Source organism: Methylobacterium sp. GXF4, assembly GCF_000272495.1.
Lineage (GTDB): Bacteria > Pseudomonadota > Alphaproteobacteria > Rhizobiales > Beijerinckiaceae > Methylobacterium > Methylobacterium brachiatum.
The window spans coordinates 43,515-67,608 of sequence record NZ_AKFK01000101.1 but is presented as its reverse complement, the minus strand read 5'-3'; the positions used below and the strand labels follow the sequence as shown (position 1 = coordinate 67,608).

At 68.0% G+C, this 24,094-nt stretch carries 23 protein-coding genes and 1 tRNA gene; 15 read left to right on the top strand and 9 right to left on the bottom strand.

The genetic code is table 11. From position 1 onward, the window contains the following. Positions 1–398: 398 nt before the first annotated feature. The 3 genes from WYO_RS27070 to WYO_RS27060 all read left to right on the top strand — a co-directional run bounded on the left by WYO_RS27070 (position 399) and on the right by WYO_RS27060 (position 3,359). On the top strand, positions 399–1,763 hold the full coding sequence (locus WYO_RS27070; protein WP_007568764.1) for an MFS family transporter: 1,365 nt from the start codon (positions 399–401) through the stop codon (positions 1,761–1,763). An 89-nt stretch (positions 1,764–1,852) separates the two neighbouring features. After that, positions 1,853–3,022, top strand: a complete 1,170-nt coding sequence (locus WYO_RS27065) for an alpha/beta hydrolase (RefSeq protein WP_007568762.1) — start codon at positions 1,853–1,855, stop codon at positions 3,020–3,022. Between the two features lie 55 nt (positions 3,023–3,077). After that, positions 3,078–3,359, top strand: coding sequence for a DUF2312 domain-containing protein (locus WYO_RS27060; protein WP_007568760.1), 282 nt, complete (start codon positions 3,078–3,080; stop codon positions 3,357–3,359). A gap of 40 nt (positions 3,360–3,399) precedes the next feature. Here WYO_RS27060 and WYO_RS27055 read toward each other — a convergent pair whose 3' ends face one another. Both WYO_RS27055 and WYO_RS27050 read right to left on the bottom strand, forming a co-directional pair. After that, positions 3,400–4,389 (bottom strand): phosphoribosylaminoimidazolesuccinocarboxamide synthase, encoded by a 990-nt coding sequence (locus tag WYO_RS27055; RefSeq protein ID WP_007568758.1) that lies wholly within the window; start codon positions 4,387–4,389, stop codon positions 3,400–3,402. A gap of 124 nt (positions 4,390–4,513) precedes the next feature. Then, positions 4,514–6,598: a methyl-accepting chemotaxis protein gene (locus tag WYO_RS27050; RefSeq protein WP_007568756.1), complete on the bottom strand. Its 2,085-nt coding sequence runs from the start codon at positions 6,596–6,598 to the stop codon at positions 4,514–4,516. A gap of 888 nt (positions 6,599–7,486) precedes the next feature. Between WYO_RS27050 and WYO_RS27045 the strand changes: the two genes are divergently transcribed. Then, on the top strand, positions 7,487–8,239 hold the full coding sequence (locus WYO_RS27045; RefSeq protein WP_007568754.1) for a Crp/Fnr family transcriptional regulator: 753 nt from the start codon (positions 7,487–7,489) through the stop codon (positions 8,237–8,239). A gap of 21 nt (positions 8,240–8,260) precedes the next feature. On the opposite strand, the gene WYO_RS27040 is transcribed toward WYO_RS27045, so the two are convergent. From WYO_RS27040 to WYO_RS27015, 6 genes are all read right to left on the bottom strand, one after another. Continuing rightward, entirely contained in the window at positions 8,261–8,803 is a 543-nt protein-coding gene (locus WYO_RS27040) for a PAS domain-containing protein (protein ID WP_348270305.1), read from the bottom strand. 277 nt (positions 8,804–9,080) lie between these two features. After that, positions 9,081–9,290, bottom strand: coding sequence for a hypothetical protein (locus WYO_RS27035; RefSeq protein ID WP_007568749.1), 210 nt, complete (start codon positions 9,288–9,290; stop codon positions 9,081–9,083). A gap of 134 nt (positions 9,291–9,424) precedes the next feature. Then, positions 9,425–10,474 (bottom strand): 2-dehydropantoate 2-reductase N-terminal domain-containing protein, encoded by a 1,050-nt coding sequence (locus WYO_RS27030; RefSeq protein WP_007568746.1) that lies wholly within the window; start codon positions 10,472–10,474, stop codon positions 9,425–9,427. Positions 10,475–10,965: 491 nt separating this feature from the next. Further along, positions 10,966–11,041, bottom strand: a tRNA-Phe gene (locus tag WYO_RS27025). A 106-nt stretch (positions 11,042–11,147) separates the two neighbouring features. Further along, positions 11,148–11,330 (bottom strand): DNA gyrase inhibitor YacG, encoded by a 183-nt coding sequence (yacG, locus tag WYO_RS27020; protein WP_007568744.1) that lies wholly within the window; start codon positions 11,328–11,330, stop codon positions 11,148–11,150. 11 nt (positions 11,331–11,341) lie between these two features. Next, the gene (locus WYO_RS27015) at positions 11,342–11,995 is read right to left on the bottom strand and encodes a Maf-like protein (RefSeq protein ID WP_007568742.1); all 654 of its coding nucleotides are present in this window, start codon (positions 11,993–11,995) and stop codon (positions 11,342–11,344) included. A gap of 391 nt (positions 11,996–12,386) precedes the next feature. Here WYO_RS27015 and WYO_RS27010 point away from each other — a divergent pair, with 391 nt between their 5' ends. From WYO_RS27010 to WYO_RS26960, 11 genes are all read left to right on the top strand, one after another. Continuing rightward, a complete protein-coding gene (locus WYO_RS27010; protein WP_007568740.1) occupies positions 12,387–12,596 on the top strand; it encodes a hypothetical protein in 210 nt (69 codons plus the stop codon). A gap of 162 nt (positions 12,597–12,758) precedes the next feature. Next, complete coding sequence (locus WYO_RS27005; RefSeq protein WP_007568738.1) at positions 12,759–13,004, top strand: hypothetical protein; 246 nt, start codon at positions 12,759–12,761, stop codon at positions 13,002–13,004. 77 nt (positions 13,005–13,081) lie between these two features. Continuing rightward, positions 13,082–14,584, top strand: coding sequence for a phosphomannomutase/phosphoglucomutase (locus tag WYO_RS27000; protein ID WP_007568736.1), 1,503 nt, complete (start codon positions 13,082–13,084; stop codon positions 14,582–14,584). 248 nt (positions 14,585–14,832) lie between these two features. After that, entirely contained in the window at positions 14,833–16,041 is a 1,209-nt protein-coding gene (phaZ, locus tag WYO_RS26995; RefSeq protein WP_039904440.1) for a polyhydroxyalkanoate depolymerase, read from the top strand. 136 nt (positions 16,042–16,177) lie between these two features. Then, positions 16,178–18,847 (top strand): TIGR02302 family protein, encoded by a 2,670-nt coding sequence (locus tag WYO_RS26990; protein ID WP_007568732.1) that lies wholly within the window; start codon positions 16,178–16,180, stop codon positions 18,845–18,847. A gap of 137 nt (positions 18,848–18,984) precedes the next feature. After that, entirely contained in the window at positions 18,985–19,170 is a 186-nt protein-coding gene (locus WYO_RS26985) for a twin transmembrane helix small protein (RefSeq protein ID WP_007568730.1), read from the top strand. A gap of 177 nt (positions 19,171–19,347) precedes the next feature. Beyond that, positions 19,348–19,974, top strand: coding sequence for an acyloxyacyl hydrolase (locus WYO_RS26980; protein WP_007568728.1), 627 nt, complete (start codon positions 19,348–19,350; stop codon positions 19,972–19,974). Between the two features lie 92 nt (positions 19,975–20,066). Continuing rightward, complete coding sequence (locus WYO_RS26975; RefSeq protein WP_007568726.1) at positions 20,067–20,639, top strand: cob(I)yrinic acid a,c-diamide adenosyltransferase; 573 nt, start codon at positions 20,067–20,069, stop codon at positions 20,637–20,639. A gap of 205 nt (positions 20,640–20,844) precedes the next feature. Further along, positions 20,845–21,594: an electron transfer flavoprotein subunit beta/FixA family protein gene (locus WYO_RS26970; protein ID WP_007568723.1), complete on the top strand. Its 750-nt coding sequence runs from the start codon at positions 20,845–20,847 to the stop codon at positions 21,592–21,594. A 74-nt stretch (positions 21,595–21,668) separates the two neighbouring features. Then, on the top strand, positions 21,669–22,622 hold the full coding sequence (locus WYO_RS26965) for an FAD-binding protein (RefSeq protein WP_007568720.1): 954 nt from the start codon (positions 21,669–21,671) through the stop codon (positions 22,620–22,622). Positions 22,623–22,813: 191 nt separating this feature from the next. Then, positions 22,814–23,695: a 3-hydroxybutyryl-CoA dehydrogenase gene (locus tag WYO_RS26960; RefSeq protein ID WP_007568718.1), complete on the top strand. Its 882-nt coding sequence runs from the start codon at positions 22,814–22,816 to the stop codon at positions 23,693–23,695. Between the two features lie 57 nt (positions 23,696–23,752). Here WYO_RS26960 and WYO_RS26955 read toward each other — a convergent pair whose 3' ends face one another. After that, the gene (locus tag WYO_RS26955; protein ID WP_007568717.1) at positions 23,753–24,058 is read right to left on the bottom strand and encodes a hypothetical protein; all 306 of its coding nucleotides are present in this window, start codon (positions 24,056–24,058) and stop codon (positions 23,753–23,755) included. Positions 24,059–24,094: the final 36 nt, after the last annotated feature.

Below are 24,094 nucleotides of genomic sequence, written 5' to 3'. Positions count from 1 at the left end.
CCCGCGCCGCCGCCCGCCGCCGGGCCGGCACCGCCGCCTGCACCGCCGCCGCCGGCCGCCGGACCGCCGCCTCCGCCTGGACCGCCCTGCGCAAAGGCCGTCGCCGCGCCGGCGATGAGGATGGCGGCTGCCACCGTGTCCCTGAAGATCCGTATCATGGCGTGTCGTCCCGTTGCCGTTGGCGTGCCCGCAGCACGCGTGCCGGGCCGCAACGGGGTCCCGGGGGAATCCGTTCCGTGCCGGCGCCCGATGGACCCCGAGGGGAAATGACACGGACGCGCGCTGTCCCGGTCAAAGTCCGATCACGGCCTTGCGATCACGGGCACCGCCTGTAACGTCGCGCCCATCGAAGAATAGGCCGGCTGTTACCGGCCGATGAGTCACGCGACGGAGACGCCATGTCCGCCCTGAGGGACGATACGATCGGTATCGCGCCGAGCGCCGCCGACGATGCGGCCGACCGCAAGCGTCGGATCTGGGCGATCGTCGGCTCGTCCTCGGGCAATCTCGTCGAGTGGTACGACTTCTACTGCTACGCGTTCTTCGCGCTCTACTTCGCGCCCGCCTTCTTCCCGAAGGGCGATTCCACCAGCCAGCTCCTCCAGACGGCCGGCATCTTCGCGGTGGGCTTCTTCATGCGCCCGGTGGGCGGCTGGCTGTTCGGGCGCATCGCCGACCGGGTCGGGCGCCGGACCTCGATGGTCGTCTCGGTGCTGATGATGTGCTTCGGCTCGCTCCTGATCGGCATCCTGCCGACCTATGAGCATGTCGGGACGCTGGCGCCCGTGCTGCTGTTGCTGGCGCGCATGCTGCAGGGTCTGTCGGTGGGCGGCGAGTACGGCACCTCGGCGACCTACATGAGCGAGGTGGCGATCAAGGGGAAGCGCGGGTTCTTCGCCTCGTTCCAGTACGTGACGCTGATCGGCGGGCAGCTGCTCGCCTCGCTGGTCCTGGTGCTGCTCCAGACCGTGATGACCGCGGCGGACCTGTCGGCCTGGGGCTGGCGCATTCCGTTCTTCATCGGCGCCGGCCTGGCGGTGGTGGCGCTCTACCTCCGACGCTCGCTCGCCGAGACCAAGGAAGCCGGCGACAAGGAGAATGCCGGCACCTTCGCCGAGCTGTTCAAGCATTGGCGGGCGTTCTGCGTGGTCCTCGCCTACACGGCCGGCGGCTCGTTGAGCTTCTACACCTTCACGACCTACATGCAGAAATACCTGGTCAACACCGCCGGGATGCCGAAGACCTCGGCCTCGCAGGTGATGACCGTGGTTCTGTTCGTCTACATGATCATCCAGCCACTGTTCGGGGCGCTGTCCGACAAGATCGGCCGCAAGGCGAACATGCTGCTCTACAGCGGGCTCGGCACGCTCATGGTGGTGCCGCTGATGACGGCGCTCGGGACCAACAAGGATCCCTACCTGGCCTTCGCGCTGATCACCCTCGGCCTGTCCGTGGTGTCGTTCTACACCGGCATCAGCGGCATCGTGAAAGCCGAGCTGTTCCCCACCAACGTGCGGGCCCTCGGCGTCGGCCTGTCCTACGCCCTGGCCAACGCCATGTTCGGCGGCACCGCCGAGTTCGTCGCCCTGTGGTTCAAGGATGCCGGCATGGAGAGCACGTTCTTCTGGTACGTCACCGTGCTGATGGCGGTGGCCTTCGTGGGCTCGCTGATCATGCCGAACCCGAAGGTGCACGGCTATCTCGACGGCGCCGGCACGGTGGAAGAGGCGCTCGGGAAAAAGCGCCGCTTCGCCCATGCCTGAAACCGGCCGGCCGGGGGTTCGGCTGGACCGGCTGGTATTCTGTCGCTGATATACCCGTCGGGCGCGCCAGACGTCCGCGGGAGGATACCATGCTCAAGACCGCCGCTGCCGGCGCGCTGACGCTGTTCTGCCTCGGGGTGGGCTTCGCCCGGGCCGAAGACGCCGGACCGTTCAGGCCCACGCAGTCCGCCGGCTACTTCTTCGTCGGCGGCCGCTACGAGACCACGAGCAGCAAGACCACCGCCCGCGGGCAGATGTTCGTGGAATACCGCGCCCCCGCGCGGATCACGCAGCCCTATCCGGTGGTGATGGTCCACGGCACGGCGCAGACCGGGACCAACTTCCTCGGCACGCCCGACGGACGGCTCGGCTGGGCCGACCGGTTCGCCGCCAAGGGCTTCGCGGTCTACGTGGTCGATCAGGTCGGGCGAGGCCGCTCGGGCGGCGATGCGGAGACCTACGGCCCCTATGCGCGCCTTCCTATGGAGGATCTCGAGACGGTCTTCACCGGGCAGGAGCGGTCGGCGCTCTACCCGCAGGCGACGCTGCACACCCAATGGCCGGGCGGCCCGGGCCTGCGCGGCAACGCCGCCTTCGACCAGTTCTACCGCTCGCAGGTGCCCTATATCGCGAGCGCCCTGAAGAGCGAGGAGCTGGTCGATCCGGCGCTGATCGCGCTCCTGGAAAAGATCGGGCCGGCGATCGTCCTGACCCATTCGCAGGCCGGCGTGTTCGGCTGGGCGGTCTCGGACCAGCGGCCCGATCTTGTGAAGGCGCATGTCGCCGTCGAGCCGAACGGGCCGACCTTCTTCGACATCAAGTTCAAGGGCGGCGCCGAATGGTACGAGCGGGTCGGCGACGCCCGGGCCCGCCCCTACGGCATCACCCGGGTGCCGCTGCAGTTCGAGCCGCCGGTGAGGGGCCCGGCGGACTTGACCGTGGTCCAGGCCGAGCACGCTTCCGGGCCGGACCGGATCCGCTGCTGGCTGCAGGCGGAGCCCGCCCGCGCCCTGCCGAACCTGGCCAAGGTGCCGGCCGTGATCGTGACCGCGGAGGCCTCGTTCCGGGCGACCATGGACGATTGCACGGCGGCCTTCCTCACCCAGGCGGGCGCCAAGCCGGACCGGCTGGCGCTGGCCGAGCACGGCATCCGCGGCAACGGCCACATGATGATGCTGGAATCGAACAGCGATCAGGTTGCGGACGCGATCGTCGGGTGGATCGAGACGCGGATCGGCGCCGGCCAACCCCGGCCTTAACCCCCTGCTTACCCTCTGCCGCGAGGGTAGCGCCCGTCATACGACGAGGCTTTGCATGACCGACATGACCGACACCGTGGGCGTCGCGGGCGACCGCATCCGCTCGATCATCGAGCGCGTGGAACGGCTGGAGGAGGAGATCAAGGACCTGATGGAGGCGAAGAAGGAGATCTTCGCCGAGGCCAAGGGCGAGGGCCTGGACGTCAAGATCCTCAAGGAGATCCTGAAGATCCGCAAGCAGGACAAGGACGAGCGCGACGAGCACGAGACGCTGCTCGACGTCTACCTGCGGGCCATGGATGCGCCCGTCCCGGCCGCGATCAAGGCGGCCGCCTGATGCGACCGGAAGGGACGGCGCGCTGTGCGCCGTCCCGCCCTCAGCGGATCGGCTCGGCCGCCAGATAGGCGGCGATGTTGCGCCGGACGCGATCGAGCGGCGCCTCGCCCGGATCGGGCAGCGTGAAGCGCGCGCCGGTGATCGTCTCGTAGGCGCGGATATAGACCGCGGCGGTTTCCAGCACGACGTCCGCCGGGATCTCGGGGATCGGGTCCTTGTAGGGATCGCACCGGGCCACGACCCAGTTGCGCACGAAATCCTTGTCGAAGCTCTCCGGCGCGGCGCCGGCTTCGAAGCACTCAGGATAGCTCTGCGCGAACCAGTAGCGGCTGCTGTCCGGCGTGTGGATCTCGTCGGCCAGGACGATCCGGCCCTCCGGATCGGTGCCGAACTCGTATTTCGTATCCGCCAGGATCAGCCCCCGCTCCGCCGCCAGTTCCTGGCCGCGGGCGAACAGCGCCAGGGCCGCCTCGGACACGGTCCGCCACTGTTCCGGGCTGAGCAGCTGGCGCTCCAGGATCTCGGCCTCGGTCAGCGGCTCGTCATGTCCACCGTCGAACGCCTTGGTGGTCGGCGTGATCACGGCCTGCTCCAGGCGCTCGTTCGGGCGCATCCCGTCCGGGAAGCGATGCCCGTACATCTCACGCTCGCCGGCCCGATAGCGCGTGAGCACCGAGGTCGAGGTCGTGCCCGCGAGGTAGCCGCGCACGACCACCTCCACGGGCAGGATCTCCAGGCGGCGGCCGACCACGACGTTCGGGTCCGGATAGGCGAGGACGTGGTTCGGGCAGAGGTCGGCCGTGCGCTCGAACCAGTAGCGCGCGGTCTGCGTGAGCACCTGGCCCTTGAACGGGATCGCGGCGAGCGCCCGGTCGAAGGCGCTGATCCGGTCCGAGGTGATCAGGATGCGCCGCCCGTCCGGCAGGTCGTAATTGTCCCGGACCTTGCCGCGATAATGGTTCGGCAGCTCGGGCAGGGTCGCCTCGCGCAGGACCTGATGGGCGTGCGGGGCGAGATCTGCCGTGTTCATCGGACCGTTCCGTCAGGGCTGCACGGCGACCGCGCCGCTCCGCGTGTGTGCGCGGACACGGCGGAGATTTCCAGCCCCCGCCGCGGCCTTTACCCCGGCGCCGCGAAGCCCCGGGGCGCGTCGCTCAGGCGGCGCGAACCGTGTGGAGGAAGCGCTCGACCTCAGCGGCGAGGTGCTCGGATTGCCGCGACAGCTCCGAGGCTGCATCCAAGACCTGGTCCGCGGCGGCGCCGGTCTCCTCGGCGGCACCGGCCACGCCCGCGATGTTGCTGGTCACCGTGCCGGTCCCTTCCGCCGCCTGGGCGACGTTGCGGATGATCTCCTGCGTCGCTGCGCCCTGCTCCTCCACCGCCGCAGCGATGCTCGACGCCACGCCGTTGATCTCCTGGATGCGGGCCGTGATCGAACCGATTGCCGACACCGCCTGCTTGGTGGAGGCTTGGACCTGTGCGATCTGTCCGGCGATCTCTTCCGTCGCCTTCGCGGTCTGCTCGGCCAAGGCCTTCACCTCGGAGGCGACCACCGCGAAGCCCCGGCCGGCCACGCCGGCCCGAGCTGCCTCGATCGTGGCATTGAGGGCGAGCAGGTTGGTCTGCGCGGCGATCGACGTGATCAGCCCAACCACGTCGCCGATGCGGGAAACGGTGATGCTCAGCTCCTCCACGAAGATCACGGTCTGCCCGGCCTCGTCGACGGCGCCCTGGGCGAGCCGCGCGGACCCATCCACCTGCCGGCCGATTTCCTGCACCGACGAGCCGAGCTCTTCGGAGGCGGCCGCCACGGTGTTGACGTTGGACGCGGCCCGTCCGGCCGCCGCTGCCGCGGCGTCGGACTGGACCGAGGTCCGGCCGGCCATAGTCGACATCGCGCCCGCGGTCGCCTGCAGCTCGGTGGCCGAGGACGACACCATGCCGATGATGCCGCCGACCGCCTGCTCGAATGCCTGGGCCATCTGGCGCATGCCGGCCTTGCGCTGCTCCTCGGCGGTGACACGCGCTTGCGCGGCTTCCGCCTCAAGAGCTCCGGTACGGATCAGGTTGTCCTTGAATACCTGAACGGCCGCCGCCATAGCGCCGATCTCGTTCTTCGTCTCGGTATCGGGGACGCGGATCTCGGTATCCCCGTTCGCGATACGACTCATCACCTGCGCCATCCTGCGGATCGGCATCGAGACCTTGCGGATGCACAGGACGATCACGCCGACGCAGACCGCCAGCACGGAGAGGCCGATCAGAAGGTACACGAACAGGCGCGTCCGCGCCGCCGCAATGCGCTGCTCGATCTGCTCGGACACGAGATCGAACAGGCGCTCGCGCAGCTCGATGATCGATTGCATAGCCGGCACATACTGGTCGGCGAACTTCTTGACCGTCAGGTCGGAAGGATGTCCGGCAACGCTCTGGTCGACGATCCCGGCGGCCAGCCGCTGCCCCCCCTCCACGTACTTGTCCTGCAGGGTTCGGATGAGCGCGTCGACATGAGCATCGTCGCCGATCTTGCCACGTGCCAGCAGCATCTGGCGGATCTGGGCGTCGACCTGTCCACTCAGTCGGTTGTATTGACCGATCTCACTCGCCGTCATCGGGCGCTTGCCAACAAGGGCCGCAGTGAACACCGAGCCGATCTGACCGGCGAAATCGCGCAACTCGGTGGCGGTCCGCGTCAACGTCAGCCATGAGCCCAGTCGCGAATCAGCCGTGACCGCCATGTCGTCCGCGGCGTTCAGAGCCGCGTCCAGGCGGGGCGGAACGGCGATCAGCGCGTTCACGACCCCGGTGACCTCATCCGGACGCCGCTGCGCCAGGGGCAACGCTGTCAAGGCCTCGATCCGCTGGCGCGCCGCGCCGAGCGCGCGCGTCGCCTCTCCTACGGCGCCCGACGCCTGGACTTGCCATTGTCCCGGCAGGGCCGAGGTGGCCGAGGTGGCGGCGCGCAACGCCGCGTCGGTCCGGCCGCGGATGTCAGCCAGCGCCTGTTCGGTCGCGGTGGGCATGGGCAGCTCGCTCCCCAGCGCGGCGTTGGACGGGCCTCGCTCCTGCGAGATCCGCGTCGACGCCGCGAGCACCGTCCGGGCGGTCGCGACGCCGACCCGGGCCTGCACGCTGTTCAGGTAATCAGCGCGCTCTCGCAAGATGACTTGGCTGGTGACCGCGAGACAGACAGCACTGATTGACGTCGTGATAAGAATAATCAACGTCGAGATTTTCAAAGAACCCTCCCAATCGAAAGCTATTCAAGTTTGATCGCCTCAAGAAATATCACGACCCTCGTTGAATGATCGCCCCTAAAAATCAATCGCTCAATCAGACAAAATGCGTCATTATCTCGTAATTCAGATATTTAGTAAAAATCATATCGAACACGTATCTGACTTAAGTAGTGCAATGCTAGAAATTTTTGTTTCAGATTTGCGCAAAAACACTCTATTCACTGAACGTAACAGACTGATGAACTGACGATTGAAGCAGAGAAACATGTTAATTCGTTGTGCAACCAGTTCACTCGGACGTGATTTCGCCTCTAAAGTTGAGGCCGGGCATCCGTATATCGCCCGTCCGACCAGCGCCGACCTCTGGTCGGTTGAGACCAACCTCCCAGTGCCAGTCTACTTCTGAGAGCGCCAGACGTGCACCCTGCGCATTGACCAACCGGGCGGCGGCACCGTGCCAAAGCCAGGATCGCGTCTGTGATTCCCGGATCGTCCAGCCGACCGATGAAGACCGTAAACAGCGCCATCGGCGGCCGCAGCAGCGATGCCAGGCATCGCATCGCTGCTGCGGCCTCCCCGGATAGACGAGGATCCCTGGACCTGCCGCAGTCCTGTCAGAATCAAAGCGCGGCGCTGCCGAAGACGGGCCAATCGACGATCAGCGCATACAGCGAGCCCGGGCTTCGTCTCATGGACCAAGACTTCCGGAGGTCCGCATCGCCAGGCCTCCGCATGAGTGTGCATTTCCATACAATTTTAAGCCGTGAGTAGCAGTGTTGCGCTGTGGCTCGGGCGCAGGGTTGCTGCTATGCCGGGCCTGCAACAGCTCTCGAGCTTGGGAGCTGATGGCGGCGGGATCGCGTGCACTCGCCGGCAAGCGGGGGAGCGATGACGGGACTTTCTCAACATACCGGCAAGCACCCGTTCGTTCGCAAGATCGAGAGCATCGCCCTTTTCGCGCTGACGGAAGACGAGCGGGCCGCGCTCCATGCCCTGCCGATGCAGGTGTCTCAGATCGAGCCCTACCAGGACATCGTGCGCGAGGGGGATCGCCCGGCGCGCTGCTTCGCCCTGCTGGACGGCATTGCCTGCACATACAAGACGACACAGGGCGGCAAGCGTCAGGTGATGGCGTATCACGTCGCCGGAGACATACCCGACATCCAGAGCCTGCACCTCAAGGTGCTCGACATCAGCATCGCCACCATCAATCCCTGCAAGGTCGGCTTCGTCCAGCACGACGCCGTGCGGGCGCTCCTACGGGCGTTTCCACGATTGGGCGATGCCCTGTGGCGCACGACGCTGATCGATGCCGCCATGGTGCGGGAGTGGATGCTCAACACCGGTCGCCGGGATGCCTATGCCCGCATGGCCCATCTCTTCTGCGAATTGGTCACGCGGTTCGGCGTGGTCGGCCTCGCCCCGGATCGGAGTTGCGAGATGCCGATGATCCAGCCGGAACTGGCGGACGCTCTCGGGATCACGCCGGTTCACGTCAACCGCACGATCCGCGAATTGAAGGAAGCCGGGTTGATCACGCTGCGCAGCCGGCGCCTGATCGTCCACGATTGGGAGGGCCTGAAGGCGGCGGCCGAGTTCGACCCGGCCTACCTGCACCTCACCGACCCGGACGAGATCTAAGCCGCCCGACGCCCGCCGCCATCAGTTCATGTGCGCGCGACGGGTGCGCCGTTCCTGCTCGGCGAGCCTGCGCCCGAGATCGAGCAGCAGCGCTTCGGCGCGCGCCTTGAGCGCGGGATCCTGAAGCTCGCAGATCGCCCGATGCGCCGCCATGGCGAAGTCGGCCGCGCGCTCGAGCGGCGGCTCGCCGCGCAGGTCCGCAACCTCCGCGGGACCGGCCTGCATCTCGCCCATCCGCACGTCGGTGATATCCACGATGATGCCGCTGCCGCTGACCGGCCGCCCCCGGTGATCGAACAGGAAGCGGCCCCGACCCAGCACCCAGCGGGTCACGCCGTCGGCGGAGCGGACCCGATATTCGATCGCGTAGAGACCGCCATCCCGACCGCCGCGGCGAACCAGCGCGAGGACGCGGTCGCGGTCGTCCGGGTGGATGGCGTTCACGAAGGTTCCGAGCGGAAGGCCGGCCTCGGCCTCCTCCGGGTCCACGTTGAACAGAAGCGCGACGAACATGTCGGCCTGGATGCAATCGGAGGCTGCATCCCACGACCAGTTGCCGATCACATCCAGCGCATCGAGGGCACCCTGGAATGCCCCTGATAAAGTCCGATATTCAGGTGACTTCGGTTTAGGCATTGCAGGTCTGGTTCCGGACCGGAATCGATCCTGGTTTAGTTCCTCATATCACAACTTCAAGGATTCGTGTTGCCTGGGTACGCAACTTTTGCGTGTTTGTAACCGATTTTGTCTGGGCGGATCAGCGCGATACCTGCCCGCCGGTTGCCTTGCCATCGAAGCTTCGCGGACGGGCCGCGCCCGAGCACGGAGCCGCCCACCGAGATCAGCCCGTCCCGATATTGGGCCGGCCCAACCGCTCGGCCTCCGCGCGCCATGCGTCGCGCTCGGCCTGAACCGACTCGATCCGGGCATGCAGATGACCGGCATCGATCGCCGTCTCCATCAGCATGTCCTGGGCAGCGGCCAACTGGGCGCGCAACTCGGCATTCTCAGTGGCCAGAGCCAGCAGAAGAGCGGCCACGTCATCGCCCATCCATGCGCCTCGCCTCCCGCATCCGAGCGGGCGCATCTACCTGGGCCGGAGCCCGGCCACAACCGTATCCGGCAAACGATCGGGGCCCAGCGGGATCGGGGTCGCGCCGGGCCGCCGATCCGCGCCAGGCGCGATCAGCCCTCGATCACCCGCTCGTCGAGCTTGCGATCGACGATCTGCACCGTGCGGTCGATCTCGGCATCCGGGGTGCCGAGCTGATGCGAGATCAGCTTCACCAGGAGGTCAACGCGCTCGATGAATGGGGTGCCGTTCGCTACGGCGCGCGCGGCCGAGGAGGGCTTGAGCAGGCTTTCTGCGGCCTTGGCGTATTTCTCGAACGGCACTTGATCCTGCGGGTCCGCGCCCAGACGCCGGGCGATGCCGTCCACATGCTCGTAGATGGCCCGCGACTTGGCGAGATCGCCGTGCACCGCGTCACGAATCGATTGCGGCTCCTGCGGGGTGATGCAGCGGTAATTGCCGGTGAGCAGCATCGACCATTTCGCGAGCGGGACGAACAGCGAGTCGAACACCTTGAGCTTCACCGGCACGTCCTGGCCGTCGAGGCGGACGGCGTCGATATCGGCCTCCAGCTCGCGCAGCAGGCGGTTATGCGCCTCGTCCGCGAAGGTCGCGGCCTTGAAGTTCGTCGGGAGGCCGACATGGAGCACGTTCGCGCCCTCCTCCGGCGGCCGGAAGGCCTGCGGATCGGGCGAGCAGAGCGAGACCAGGCCGGGCTCGAACCGGTCCCAGACACCGGCATTGGTGTAGGCGTCCTCGAGATCCATCGCCGCCAGCGCCGGGATCCGCTTGAGATAGGGCAGCGGCGGCATGTTCATGATCGACAGGCACGGCAGCTTGGCCGCCGCGATCTTGATCATCAGCACCCGGATCGTGTGGTTGTTGTACTGCGGCTCCTGCATGGCGAGGCCGACCAAGTCGTAGCGCGACGGGTCGATATCCTCGGGCGGCGCGGCGTCCAGGGTGCCGGGCAGGTCGCGTGACAGGATCGAGCGGTGGTTCGGCTCGTCCCGCAGCTTGATGCGGACCTCCGTCCCCTCCTGGTTGATCAGATCGGCGGTCTTGCGGCGGCAGACCAGGGTCACGTTGTGACCGGCCATCAGGAGCTTCGTCGCCAGCAGGGACCCGTACGAGGCTCCCAGGATCAGGATGTTGCGCGGCATGCTTCGACTCCCACAAGACGTCTTCGTTTTATCGGCTGCGTGCCCGTATGGCGTACGGGTTCAGACTGTCCGCATGCCGGCTCCGGCCATGTGCTTGGCAGGGTAACGAAGCTTGTCCTGGGATGCCACTCGGTTGGTATACCAAAAAATTTGTCGGCATCCGTGAGTCGGATTTGCGTTGGGCGACCGCTGGCGCCGGATCTCCGCGCGGATAATCGATCAAGCCGGACCGTTTCGCCGCAATGGGCGGCCCATCGCCCGCCGTTCAATCCGCGACAGGCAGGAGGACGCATCAGTGGCGCTGAGACGCATGAAAGGTCCGCGCCGATGCCACCGAATCTTGGGTTGAGCTCGTAACGTGCCTCTCGATCGATTGCTTATCGAAAGACGTGTTGGAACAGCCCAAACGCAGACATCGGCTACGCCGTTCTGATCGTTTCACGTATGGTGTGGATTTTCAGTTCAGCACCATCGACCGCTTAGCGGGATGATGGTGCCCAGGGGCGGAATCGAACCACCGACACTGCGATTTTCAGTCGCATGCTCTACCAACTGAGCTACCTGGGCGACGTCCGCGCCGCCGTAGGCCTCGGACGCCGCGGGGTATAGTAGGGAGTTTGCGGCCTGTCCAGCCTTGCCGTGACATCGGCATGACGCCGGCAGCGGAAAAATTTTAGCGCTCCGGATCCGGTTCCGGGGGCGGCGCATCGGGATCGAGTTCCTCCGGGATTGCGTAGCGCTCGTTCAGCCACCGGCCGAGGTCGACATCGGCACAGCGCTGCGAGCAGAAGGGCCGGAATTCCTCGGTCGACGGCTTCCGGCAGATCGGACAGGCGGGGCGGCGCTCGCGGCTCACGGGCGCGTCGCTCACGCCAGGCTGCCCCAGCCCGCACGGACGGGGTAGCCCTCGCCGTCGAGGAGGCTCATGGTCTCGTAGAGCGGCAGGCCGACCACGGCGCTGTAGGAGCCGACGAGCTTCACCACGAAGGCGCCGGCCAGGCCCTGGATCGCGTAGCCGCCGGCCTTGCCGCGCCATTCGCCCGAGGCGAGGTACCCCTGGATGTCGCGGCCCGAGAGGCGCTTGAAGCGCACGCGGGTCTCGACGATCCGCTCCCGGCGGCCGTTCGGCGACAGCAGGCAGATCGCCGTGAACACCCGGTGCGGACGCCCCGACAGCAGGCGCAGGCAATCGGCCGCCTCGTCCGGCCCCTCGGCCTTGGGCAGGACCCGCCGCCCGACCGCCACCACCGTGTCGGCCGCCAGAAGCCAGGTCGGAATCTTCTGGTCCTGATGGTGCAGTGCGGCCTCGGCGGCGGCGAGCTTGGTGCGCGCGAGGCGACGGGCCAGCTCCCGCGGCGGCTCGGCCTTGCGCGGCGTCTCGTCGATATCGGCCGGCAGAAGCGAATCCGGCTCGATGCCGATCTGCTGCAGCAGCGCCAGACGGCGGGGCGAGCCGGAGGCCAGCACGAACCGGGTGGTCGGCCCCTGCGTCGCCCCGATCGCTTCAGGTGTCGCGTCCATGATGTTCCGCTCGCACGTTAGGCGGAGAGCGATACCGGTCGGCCGGGCCCGCGCCGCAGCGCGGATGATCGCGCGAAGGGGCGGCGCATCCCTCTTCCGTCGGGACCGTCTCGATCTCCCCCGCCTGATAAGGGATGGGGTCGGGCTTGTGAACCGGACGGATCGGCGCCCGGCATGACTCGCGATGACCGGACTTTATCATGTTGAATAGCACCAAGATAAGGGTTCATCGCAACCACCGCTGTCGAAAACTTCCGGTGCAGCATCACATCTATCCGCCGAAGGCTTTGTTTGTCCGGCTCAAGAATATGGCAAGGTTTCGCCGCGGTTCGTAACCGGACATTAACCAAACCGGCGGGAGTGTACCGGCACCGAAACGGGGTCGAAACCGATGCTCAACGCTGATCCGCTCGTGGCACGCCCGAAGCTCGTGAGCGCTGCGCTGCTCGCGCAGGCGCTCGACGGCCTGAGGCCGCAGGTCCGGTCGTCGGCAGAGATGTGGCGCGCGCTGACGGATCACTACGTCGTCGACCTGGACGATGTCGCGGCTCTCCTCCCGGCGATCGAGCCGGAGACGCAATGGCTTCCGACCCGGGATTGAGCCCGGCGAAATCATTTTCTTCTGTGCTATCCGCCGCGGCTGGCACGCCGCATGCACGCGGACGTCGGAACAGGCGAGGAAACACCCAGGCAACGACAACGCGGCGGCTCGGACGCCAGAGCACCCCGCGGACCTTTCGATCCATCGAAGCCGAGGTCCGTCATGTCCGACTTGCTGTCCGTTGCCCTGGTCTGTGCCGGCACCCTGCTGGCGCAGGATTGCTCCCGCGACACCGCCCTCGACATCATCGTCTCGCCCGCGCACTCGCCGATGGAGTGCCTGATGCACGCCCAGATTCTGGCGGCCCAGGCGGGCCTGCCCGGCGGCGGCGACCGCTACCTCAAGATCGCCTGCGAGCCTCGCCGGACCGAGGCCGCGCCGGTCCCGTCGCTGCGCCGCGCCTCGTGAGGCGGGCAGAGCTTCCCCCGGGACGGATGTTTCGCTAGGGCCAGGGCGGATCTGAGGTCGTAGCGGAGCAAGACGCGATGTTTCCCAAGCCTGAAGCGGACCTGGTGCCGAACACCTTCGCGTTCGAGCAGCTGCCGCTGGTCAAGCCGACGGGCTTCCGCGAATACGATGCCCGCTGGCTGTTCCCGCAGGACATCAACCTGATGGGCGTCCAGGCGCTCGGCCTCGGCATCGGCACACTCGTGCACGAGATGGGCGTGCGCCCCGACATCGTCACGGGCCACGATTTCCGCAGCTACTCCTCCTCGATCAAGCTGGCGCTGATCGCCGGCATGCAGGCGGCGGGGCTGCGGGTAAAGGATATCGGCCTGGCGCTGTCGCCGATGGCGTATTTCGGCCAGTTCGCCCTGGACTGCCCGTGCGTGGCCATGGTCACGGCCTCGCACAACGACAACGGCTGGACCGGCGTGAAGATGGGCGCCAACCGCCCGATGACCTTCGGGCCCGAGGAGATGACCCGGCTCAAGGAGATCGTGCTCGGCGGGACCTACCAGTACCGCGACGGCGGCGCCTACGAGTTCGTCGAAGGCTTCGCCGAGACCTACCTGAAGGACCTGAAGTCCCGGGCAAAGCCGCTGACCCGCAAGCTGAAGGTCGTGGCCGCCTGCGGCAACGGCACGGCCGGCGCCTTCGCGCCGCGCCTGCTGGAGGCCCTCGGCGTCGAGGTCGTGCCGCTGGACGTCGGCCCCGATTACACCTTCCCGCGCTACAATCCGAACCCGGAAGACATGGAGATGCTCCACGCCATCGCGCACGCGGTGAAGGAGCACGGCGCCGATGTCGGCCTCGGCTTCGACGGCGACGGCGACCGCTGCGGCGTGGTGGACAACGAGGGCGAGGAGATCTTCGCCGACAAGATCGGCGTGATGCTGGCGCGCGACCTCGGCAAGCTCCATCCGGGCTCCACCTTCGTGGTCGATGTGAAGTCCACCGGGCTCTACCACACCGACCCGGAGCTGCAGGCCCAGGCGATCAAGACCGATTACTGGAAGACCGGCCACAGCTACATCAAGCGGCGGGTGAACGAGCTCGGCGCGCTGGCGGGCTTCGAGAAGTCCGGGCACTTCTTCTTCAACGAGCCGATCGGGCGCGGCTACGACGACGGCCTGCTCACCGCCATCGCGGTGCTGGAGATGCTCGACCGCAACCCCGGCCGGTCCATGGCCGACCTCTACCGGGCCCTGCCGAAGACCTGGGGCTCGCCGACCATGTCGCCCCATTGCGCCGACGACGTGAAGTACGGCGTGGTCGAGACCGTGACCGAGCGGTTCAAGGCCATGAAGGCCGCGGATGAGCCGATCGCCGGCTCGAAGATCGTCGATCTCGTCACCGTGAACGGCGTGCGCATCACCACCGAGGACGGGACCTGGGGCCTGGTGCGCGCCTCGTCCAACAAGCCCGAGCTGGTCGTGGTGATCGAGAGCCCAGCCTCGGAGGCGCGCCTGCACGCGATGTTCAAGGCGGTCGACGCGGTCCTGCGCGAGAATACCGAGGTCGGCGCTTACAACCAGACGATCTGAGCCGGCTCGCTTCCGAAACCAGACCCGCGTGCCGGCCTCGCCGCGCGCGGGGCGCCAATTTAGAATTGGTGCATCAAAGCCACGGCCTTCGCTTTCCGATCGGCCTGCAACCTTTGGACAGTTGCGGCCTCAGGGCGGCGGGCAGATGCTCCCCGGCCATGCTGATGCAGTCCCCATCCCGGCATCCGCCCGAGATTGTCGTCCCGATCGCCCGCGTGTCGGGCCGGGCGCCCGCGAGTGCCCGCCCGATGCTGTACGATGCGTTCGACCTCCAGACCGACCTCGCCGCCCAGACCCGGGCCTGGGGTCGGATGCTGAATGACGCCTGGTCGCCCTGGATCCGCTGGAGTGAGCCCGCCCGGTGGATGTCGGCCAATGCCCGCATGATGATGCGCGCCGGACTGACCTTCGCGCGGCCCGCCTACGGGATCGAAGCGGTCAATGTCGGCAACCGAAGCGTGCCGGTCCGCGAGGAGGCCGTCGAGGTCACGCCGTTCGGCACCCTGCTCCACTTCAAGAAGGACATCCACACCGAGCAGCCCAAGGTGCTGATGGTCGCGCCGCTGTCGGGCCATTTCGCCACGCTGCTGCGCGCCACCGTGCGCACGATGCTGCCCGACCACGACGTCTACATCACCGACTGGCACAACGCCCGGGACGTCCCGGTCTCGGCGGGCCGGTTCGGCTTCAACGAGTACGTCGCCCACCTGGTCCAGTTCCTCCAGACCATGGGCGAGGGCTCGCACGTGGTCGCCGTCTGCCAGCCGGCCGTGCAGGCGCTGGTCGCCGCCGCCGTCATGGCACAGGCGAAGGATGCGGCGGCTCCGCGCAGCATGACCCTGATGGCCGGGCCGGTGGATTGCCGGATCAACCCGACCGGCGTGAACGAGCTCGCGACCTCGAAGCCGATCGAATGGTTCGAGAAGAACCTGATCGCCACGGTGCCGGCGCGCCACAAGGGTGCCGGCCGCCGGGTCTATCCGGGCTTCGTGCAGGTCTCGGCGTTCATGTCGATGAACACGAAGCGCCACGTCCAGGGCCATACCGACCTGTTCTGGCACATGGCCAACGGTGAGGATTCCAAGGCCGAGGCGATCGAGACGTTCTACGACGAGTATTTCGCCGTCCTCGATCTCGCGGCCGAGTTCTACCTGGAAACGGTCAAGACGGTGTTCCAGGACTACACCCTCGCCAAGAACGAGCTCCGCTACCGCGGCGCGCCGATCGACCTCGGAGCGATCCGCCGCACGGCGCTGATGACCGTCGAGGGCGAGCGCGACGACATCTGCGCCCCCGGCCAGACCATGGCGGCCCACGACCTCTGCACTGGGCTCGCGCCGTACATGCGGACCCACCACCTCCAGGCCGGCGTCGGCCATTACGGCGTCTTCGCCGGCAAGCGCTGGGAGACGCAGATCTACCCGCAGGTGCGCAACTTCATCCAGGCGCATAACTGATTGGCGGCTCCGGCCCCGGTCGCGCCGATTTGACCCGCCGACCGGCGCGGCCCACCATGCTAGCCTCTGGTCGTCGGAGCCCGGATTCCCCCGGTTGCCGGCGGCCTATCCATTGGCATGAGGCGGAACGGTCGGCGTGATCGACAGGGACGGCTTCGGCAACGACACCGGCGCGACCGGCACCGACACGGGACAGGCGGCCGCAGCGCGGCTGGACCGGCTCGTGGCCCAGGCAAGGGCGGCGTCCCTGTGGGAACAGGCCTGGCCGGTGCTCTGGCGCGGTCTCGGCGTCCTGCTGCTGTTCCTGGCGCTGTCCTGGGCCGGGCTGTGGCTCGATCTCGCCCCGTTCTGGCGCCAGATCGGGTTGGCCGTCCTGGCGATCCTGCTGGTCGTCGCGCTCCTGCCCCTCATCCATCTCGCCCGGCCGGACCGCCGGGTCGCCCTGGCCCGGCTCGACCGGGAGGCGGCCGCGCGCGATCCGGCGCTCCGTCACGGGCCGGCATCGGCGGCGCAGGATTCGCTGGCGGTCGGCGCCGCGGATCCGGGCAGCCGGACCCTCTGGGCGCTGCACCAGCGGCGGGCCGCCCAGGCGGTGGCGGCCCTCAAGGTCGGGCTGCCGCGCCCCGGCATGACCCGGCGCGACCCTTACGCCCTGCGCGCCGGGATCGTCGTCGCTGCGGTCGCGAGCCTGTTCGTGGCCGGCCCCGAATGGCGCGAGCGGATCGGAGCCGCGTTCGACTGGCACGAAGCGATCGCGCCCGGGCCGAATTTCCGGGTGGACGGCTGGATCGATCCGCCGCTCTACACGCGGCTGCCGCCGCTTCTGATCGCCATGGATGGCAGCGACCAGCACCTGCGGGCGCCGGTCAACGCGCAGCTGATCGTGCGCATCGCCGGCCAGGGCAGAGCGGCAGCCAACACGACCCTGACGCCGAGTGCCGGGCTCACGCCGATCCCCGGGCAGGAGGAGCGGCCGGACTTGCGCGAGGAGCGCTACCGGATCGTCGGCGGCGCCGAATTGGTGATCGTCACGCCGGCCGGGCGCCAGAAGCTGACCGTCGAGGCGATCCCGGACCGGCCGCCCGAGGTGACGGCCGTCGGCGGTCCCGAGGTGAACGGCCGCGGCACCTTCAACCTCACGTATCGGGCCAAGGACGATTACGGCATCAGCTCCGCCGAGGGGTTGATCGAGCCCCTGAAAGCCGGCCGTTCGCTGGCGCCGATCCCGCGGATCAACCTGGCGCTGCCGGCCGACGCCTCCGGCGAGACCGACACCAAGACCCTGGTCGACCTCACCGACAGCCCGTGGTCGGGCGCGCGGGTGCGCTACCAGATCGTCGTCAAGGACGAGGCCGGCCAGGAGGGGCGCACGAAGGACACCGAGATCACGCTGCCGGCCCGTCCGTTCCGGGATCCCCTGGCACGCGCGCTCGCGGAGGATCGCCGCCGCCTCGTCACAGCGCCCGATTCCGACCGGCTCTGGGTCCAGGGCGCCCTCGATGCGCTCCTCGTCGCGCCCGACATGTTCACGCAGCAGCCGCCGGTGTTCCTCGGTCTCAGGACCGCCACGGAGCGCCTGCGCAAGGCCAAGACCGATGCCGACCTGATCGATGTCGCCGACCTTCTCTGGGAGATGGCGCTCAAGATCGAGGACGGGGACCTGTCGGATGCCGAGAAGCAGCTGCGGCAGGCGCAGGACCGGTTGAAGGAGGCGATCGAGCGCAACGCCCCCGACGACGAGATCAAGCGGTTGACCCAGGACCTCAAGCAGGCGCTGGACAAGTTCCTGTCGCAGATGGCCGAGAAGCAGAAAAGCCAGCCGCGCGATCCGGGCGAGAAGGGCCAGACCAACCAGTCATCGAAGACGGTCACGCCCGAGGATCTCGACAAGATGATCCAGGACATGGCCGAGGCGATGAAGCGCGGCGACACCGCCGAGGCGCAGCGCCTGATGGAGCAGCTGCGCAACATCCTGGAGAACCTGCAGACCGCGGAGAAGGGCGGCAAATCCGATCAGGCCAGCCGCGAGATGCAGAAGCAGATGCGCGACCTCGACGCGATGACGCGCGAGCAGCAGGGCCTGCGCGACGAGACATACAAGGATGGGCAGGAGCCCCGCGGCAGCCAGCGTCCGTCCAATCGCGGCCAGCAGCAACAGGGCCAGCAGGGCAACCGCGGGCAGCAGGGCCGTCCGCAGCAAGGCCAGGGCAAGCAAGGTCAGGGACAACAGGGCCAAGGACAACAAGGCCAAGGACAGCAAGGACAGGGGCAGCAGGGCCAGGGCCAACAGGGCCAAGGCCAGCAGGGCGATGTCGGCGACCGCCAGCAGGCGCTCCGCCAGCGCCTGGAGGATCTCGAGCAGCGCATGAAGGAGAACGGCATGCGCGGCGAGCAGGGGCTCTCCGACGCCGAGGACGCCATGCGCGAGGCCGAGAACGCGCTCAAACAGGGCGATGCCGACGAGGCGGTCGATGCCCAGGGCCGCGCGCTGGAAGGGCTCAAGAAGGGCGCCGAGGGCATGGCGCAGCAGATGCAGGAGATGGCCGAGGGCCAGGGCGAAGGCCAGCAGGATGGTGGCCAGCAACCGGGGCAGCAGGGTCAGGCCGGCACCCGCGACGACGACCCGCTCGGCCGTCCGACCAAGGGCCGCGACATGAGCGACGGTCGCGTCCGGGTCCCGACCGCGGACGAATCCGCCGTCCAGCGCGCCCGGCGCATCATGGAGGAGCTGCGGCGCAAGCTCGGCGACCCCACCCGGCCGCGGGAGGAACTCGACTATTTCGAGCGCCTGCTCCGGCGCAATTGAGGTCGCGCCCTATCTCCCTCGAACGCCCGCGGGCGCCGACCCGGATTTCCCTCGGCAGCCCGCGTTGAACGCCTCTCGTCTCGCCAAGCGGCGGCGCCCCGGTTCCCGGCGCCCGCCGGGTTCGGATCCCGCCTCCCATGTCGTCCAATCTGCTCGTTCTCGTCGCCTGCGCGGCGGTCGCCGTGGTCCTGGTGTTCGGCCTCGCCAACATGATGCGGGGCGGCAACGCCAACCTCTCCCAGAAGCTCATGCGGCTGCGGGTGCTGCTGCAATTCGTGGCGATCCTGATCATCATGGGCGTCGTCTGGTGGCGCTCGGCCTGAGGGTCGCGCCCCGCGGCGATAAGTCGGCAACCATCGCGCGCGAGAATGCGCCGGTGTGACCGTGCCGCCGCACCGCCCGCCTTTTGCGGGGGAGCGGGATGAATTGGCCGGTGGCTGGAGCGAGGCCCGTGCTACGGTCGGTTGAGCCAGACCGACTTGCCTAACCGGCCGAGCCCCATGATTGCCGCCTTCCGTCTCTGCACCGCCAGCCTCATCATCGGTGCGGCGATCCTGCCGGCCTTCGCGGCCGATGCGCCTCTGCGGCCGGTGGCCTACGCGGCACCGGCCCAGCCGCTCAGCATCGTCTCGGAGGTGCGCATCGGCGGTTCCGTGCAGGATCCCGGCAGCGCCGAGGGCAAGCTCCCGGGCTTCAGCAAGGCCAACGTCAACGGCGAGATCCTGTTCGCCAAGCCGCAGGTCAGCGCCGATCCGTTCTGGCAGGCCTTCGTGCCGCGCCCGACGGTGGGCGGCAGCTACAACACCGGCGGCCGGACCAGCTACGCCTATCTCGGCGCCACCTGGACCGTCGACCTGTTCCCTGAGACCTTCGGCCGGCGCGTATTCCTCGACGGCTTCTTCGGCGGCGTCGCCCATAACGGCTATACCGGGCCCAAGGCGCAGACGCCCTACGGCTTCAACACTCTGGGTTGCTCGCCGATGTTCCGCGAGGCGGCGGCACTCGGCTACCGCCTGACCGAGCATTGGAGCGTCATGGCGACCGTTGAGCACATGTCGAATGCCGGGCTCTGCGCGAACAACCGCGGCCTGACCAATTTTGGCGGCAAGATCGGCTACACGTTCTAAGATCGCGGCCGATTGCGCCGCCAGCGGAAGGGCTCTACGCCCTACCGTTCACGGCCCCGCCGGCGTGGCGGCCGTTTCGAGGCGCAGCTCCCGTGGTCAAGCTCAACCGGATCTACACACGCACCGGCGACAAGGGCACCACCGCGTTGGCGGATGGGCAGCGCCGGTCGAAGGCCGACCTGCGGGTCGACACCTACGGCACGGTCGACGAGACCAATGCCTGCATCGGCATGGTCCGCCTGCATACGGAGGGCGCCCTCGACCGGATGCTCGGGGCGATCCAGAACGACCTGTTCGATCTCGGCGCCGACCTCGCCACCCCGCCGAGCCCGGAGCCCCTGCCCTACGAGCCGCTGCGCATCGTCGCCAGCCAGGTCGAGCGGCTGGAGCGCGACATCGACGCCCTGAACGCGACGATCCCGCCGCTGAAATCCTTCGTCCTGCCCGGTGGGTCCCCGGCCTCCGCGGCGCTCCACCTCGCCCGGACCGTCTGCCGGCGCGCCGAGCGCCTGGCGGTCAGCCTCGCCGACCGGGAGGACGAGATCGTCTCGCCGGAAGCGATCCAGTACCTGAACCGCCTCTCCGACTTCCTGTTCGTGGCGAGCCGGACCGCGAATGCCGACGGGGCCGACGACGTGCTGTGGGTGCCGGGCGCCAATCGCTGACCCGAATCGCCGCCCGGTGCGGCGATGAAGACTGCGTGAGCCCGACGAAGCCTTTCCCGGGACGCTCGACGACGCCGCGTTGACAAGGCGGAAATGTGGCCGTTACGGTCCGCCCGCTTTGCGTGCCTGCCCAGCCTGAGCGCCGAACGCGCGAGGGACCGGCGGGTCCGACGACAAGAATCCCCGGGGAAGGATCGAGACCGCCATGAAGGTGCTGGTGCCCGTCAAGCGGGTGGTGGACTACAACGTCAAGATCCGCGTGAAAGCCGATGGCTCCGGGGTCGAGCTCGCCAACGTCAAGATGTCGATGAACCCCTTCGACGAGATCGCCGTCGAGGAGGCGATCCGCTTGAAGGAGAAGGGCACCGTCACCGAGATCGTGGCTGTCTCGATCGGCCCGCAGCAGGCGCAGGAAACCCTGCGCACCGCGCTCGCCATGGGCGCCGACCGGGCGATCCTCGTCAAGACCGACGTGACTTGCGAGCCCCTGGCCGTGGCCAAGCTCCTGAAGGCCGTGGTCGAGAAGGAAACGCCCCAGCTCGTGATCCTGGGCAAGCAGGCGATCGACGACGATTCCAACCAGACCGGCCAGATGCTGGGCGCGTTGCTCGGCTGGCCGCAGGGCACCTTCGCGTACAAGATCGAGCCGGGCGACGGCAGCATCGACGTGACCCGCGAGGTCGATGGCGGGCTCCAGACCCTGAGCCTCAAGCTGCCGGCGATCGTCACAACCGATCTGCGCCTGAACGAGCCGCGCTACGCCTCCCTGCCGAACATCATGAAGGCGAAGAAGAAGCCGCTCGAGGAGCTGAGCCCCGAGGGTCTCGGCGTCGACGTGACCCCGCGGCTCAAGGTGCTCAAGACCGCTGAGCCGCCGGGACGTTCCGCGGGCGTCAAGGTCGGGTCGGCGGCCGAACTCGTGCAGAAGCTCAAGGTCGAAGCCGGCGTCATCTGATTCTTTCCTGAGCTGGGCCGCGTTCCCGTCGAGACGGTCGAGCGCGGCCAGCCGCAACCGAGGTTCACGCGCACATGACGACTCTCCTCTTCGTCGAGCACGGCAACGGCCAGATCAAGGACGGCACGCTGAAGGCGCTGACCGCCGCCAAGGCTATCGGCGCGCCGGTCCACGCCCTCGTGCTGGGCAGCGGCTTGAAGCCGGTGGCCGAGGCGGCAGCCAAGCTCGACGGCGTCGAGAAGGTCCTGAACGCCGAGGACGCGGCCTACGACCACGACCTCGCCGAGCCCGTGGCGGCGCTGATCGCGTCGATCGCCGAGCCCTACGACATCATCATCGCCTCGGCCTCGACCACGGGCAAGAACGTCCTGCCGCGTGTGGCCGCCCTGCTCGACGTCGCGCAGGTCTCGGACATCATCAAGGTCGTCGCGCCCGATACGTTCGAGCGGCCGATCTACGCGGGCAATGCCATCCAGACCGTCCAGATCCCCGCCGGCAAGACCGTGATCACGGTCCGCACCGCGGCGTTCAAGGCGGCCGAAGAGGGCGGTGCGGCCGCTCCCATCGAAGCCGTCTCGGCTGCGGCGCCGGAAGCCGGCGGCTCGACCTTCAAGGGCGAGGAGATCGCCAAGTCCGACCGGCCGGAGCTGGCCTCGGCCCGGATCATCGTCTCGGGCGGCCGTTCGCTCGGTTCCTCGGAGAAATTCCACGCCCTGATCGAGCCGCTGGCGGACGTCCTGGGCGCGGCGGTCGGCGCCTCGCGGGCCGCGGTCGATGCCGGCTACGCGCCGAATGACTGGCAGGTCGGCCAGACCGGCAAGGTCGTGGCGCCCGACCTCTACGTGGCGGTCGGCATCTCCGGGGCGATCCAGCACCTCGCCGGGATGAAGGATTCGAAAGTCATCGTCGCCATCAACAAGGACGAGGATGCACCGATCTTCCAGGTCGCGGATTACGGCCTGGTCGGAGACCTATTCCAGGTTGTGCCAGATCTGCAGTCGGAGATCGGGAAGGCGAAGGGCCAGTAACGACAAGGCTGGCCTGGCCGGGTTCACCGGGCCAGCATTGTCGCCGCAGGCGTTTCCGCGGGTTCCTTCTGCGAACAAGAATGGTCTAGAAGTCTGGGACGGCCCGTCTCCGCACGGGCCGCGGCGTTGGCGCAGTCGACCCCCTCTGGGCAGTCGCGCAGCAACGTCCGTATGGGGGCACAGGTCGACAGATGGACATGGAGATCAAGCGGGTCGGCATCATCGGCGCGGGCCAGATGGGGAGCGGCATCGCGCAGGTCTGCGCCACCGCGGGTCTCGATGTGCTGCTGAACGACCGGGACCCGAACCGGCTCGAGAACGGCCTGGCCGCGGTCGATGGCGGCCTGTCGCGGCTCGTTTCGAAGGGCACCATCGACGAGACCGAGAGCCGGGCGATCCGGGCGCGGATCAAGCCGGCTCACAGCTTCGCCGATCTCGGCCCGGCCGACCTCGTGATCGAGGCCGCAACCGAGAACGAGGCGACCAAGCGCGAGATCTTCTCCAGCCTCTGCGCCTCGCTGCGGCCCGACGCGATCGTGGCGACCAACACGTCGTCGATCTCGATCACCCGGCTCGCCGCGGCGACCGACCGGCCGGAGCGGTTCATCGGCATTCACTTCATGAATCCGGTGCCGGTGATGCAGCTCGTCGAGCTGATCCGCGGCATCGCCACCGAGGATTCGACCTACGAATCGGCCAAGGCGTTCATCGCCAAGCTCGGCAAGATCTCGACGATGTCGGAGGATTTCCCGGCCTTCATCGTCAACCGCATCCTGCTGCCGATGATCAACGAGGCGATCTACACGCTCTACGAGGGCGTCGGATCGGTCGAGTCGATCGACACCGCCATGAAGCTCGGCGCGAACCACCCGATGGGCCCGCTCCAGCTCGCCGACTTCATCGGCCTGGATACCTGCCTGTCGGTGATGCAGGTGCTCTACGAGGGGCTCGCCGATTCGAAGTACCGGCCCTGCCCGCTTCTCGTGAAATATGTCGAGGCCGGCTGGCTCGGCCGGAAGGCCAAGCGCGGCTTCTACGATTATCGCGGGCCGACGCCGATCCCGACGCGCTGAGGCGCCGGCATCGATCGTCAGGCGGGACGGCGCCGGGCGCCGCCTCTCATCACATTCTCACTTCGCGGTGCCGCCATTCGCGTTCGGCTGGGCCGGCTGCGGATAGGACGGGTTGCCGCCCGGGACCGCGCTGCTGTTCGACGGCGTCGCGCCGCCGGACTGGCCGTTGACCGAGCCGGTCACTTCGCGCCGCGACGCGTCCTGGCTCTGGCTGGCGTAATCCTTCGGCGAGTTGGCGCCGTTCCAGGTCAGCAAGCCCACGGTCGCGATCGCCAGGAGGACGAGACTGGCGACCAGGACCCACAGCACGGGCTTGCCGCGCTCACCCTGCCGGCTTTCCTGCTGATTGAGTTTCTCGGCCATATCCAGTTCCTCCCGCTCGACCGCGGCGCGCGCGAC

Coding starts and splice junctions, on each gene's coding strand:
- WYO_RS27070 (WP_007568764.1), top strand. CDS start 399: ATGTCCGCCCTGAGGGACGATACGATCGGTATCGCGCCGAGCGCCGCC.
- WYO_RS27065 (WP_007568762.1), top strand. CDS start 1,853: ATGCTCAAGACCGCCGCTGCCGGCGCGCTGACGCTGTTCTGCCTCGGG.
- WYO_RS27060 (WP_007568760.1), top strand. CDS start 3,078: ATGACCGACATGACCGACACCGTGGGCGTCGCGGGCGACCGCATCCGC.
- WYO_RS27055 (WP_007568758.1), bottom strand. CDS start 4,389: ATGAACACGGCAGATCTCGCCCCGCACGCCCATCAGGTCCTGCGCGAG.
- WYO_RS27045 (WP_007568754.1), top strand. CDS start 7,487: ATGACGGGACTTTCTCAACATACCGGCAAGCACCCGTTCGTTCGCAAG.
- WYO_RS27035 (WP_007568749.1), bottom strand. CDS start 9,290: ATGGGCGATGACGTGGCCGCTCTTCTGCTGGCTCTGGCCACTGAGAAT.
- WYO_RS27030 (WP_007568746.1), bottom strand. CDS start 10,474: ATGCCGCGCAACATCCTGATCCTGGGAGCCTCGTACGGGTCCCTGCTG.
- WYO_RS27015 (WP_007568742.1), bottom strand. CDS start 11,995: ATGGACGCGACACCTGAAGCGATCGGGGCGACGCAGGGGCCGACCACC.
- WYO_RS27010 (WP_007568740.1), top strand. CDS start 12,387: ATGCTCAACGCTGATCCGCTCGTGGCACGCCCGAAGCTCGTGAGCGCT.
- WYO_RS27005 (WP_007568738.1), top strand. CDS start 12,759: ATGTCCGACTTGCTGTCCGTTGCCCTGGTCTGTGCCGGCACCCTGCTG.
- WYO_RS27000 (WP_007568736.1), top strand. CDS start 13,082: ATGTTTCCCAAGCCTGAAGCGGACCTGGTGCCGAACACCTTCGCGTTC.
- phaZ (WP_039904440.1), top strand. CDS start 14,833: ATGCTGTACGATGCGTTCGACCTCCAGACCGACCTCGCCGCCCAGACC.
- WYO_RS26985 (WP_007568730.1), top strand. CDS start 18,985: ATGTCGTCCAATCTGCTCGTTCTCGTCGCCTGCGCGGCGGTCGCCGTG.
- WYO_RS26980 (WP_007568728.1), top strand. CDS start 19,348: ATGATTGCCGCCTTCCGTCTCTGCACCGCCAGCCTCATCATCGGTGCG.
- WYO_RS26970 (WP_007568723.1), top strand. CDS start 20,845: ATGAAGGTGCTGGTGCCCGTCAAGCGGGTGGTGGACTACAACGTCAAG.
- WYO_RS26965 (WP_007568720.1), top strand. CDS start 21,669: ATGACGACTCTCCTCTTCGTCGAGCACGGCAACGGCCAGATCAAGGAC.
- WYO_RS26960 (WP_007568718.1), top strand. CDS start 22,814: ATGGACATGGAGATCAAGCGGGTCGGCATCATCGGCGCGGGCCAGATG.
- WYO_RS26955 (WP_007568717.1), bottom strand. CDS start 24,058: ATGGCCGAGAAACTCAATCAGCAGGAAAGCCGGCAGGGTGAGCGCGGC.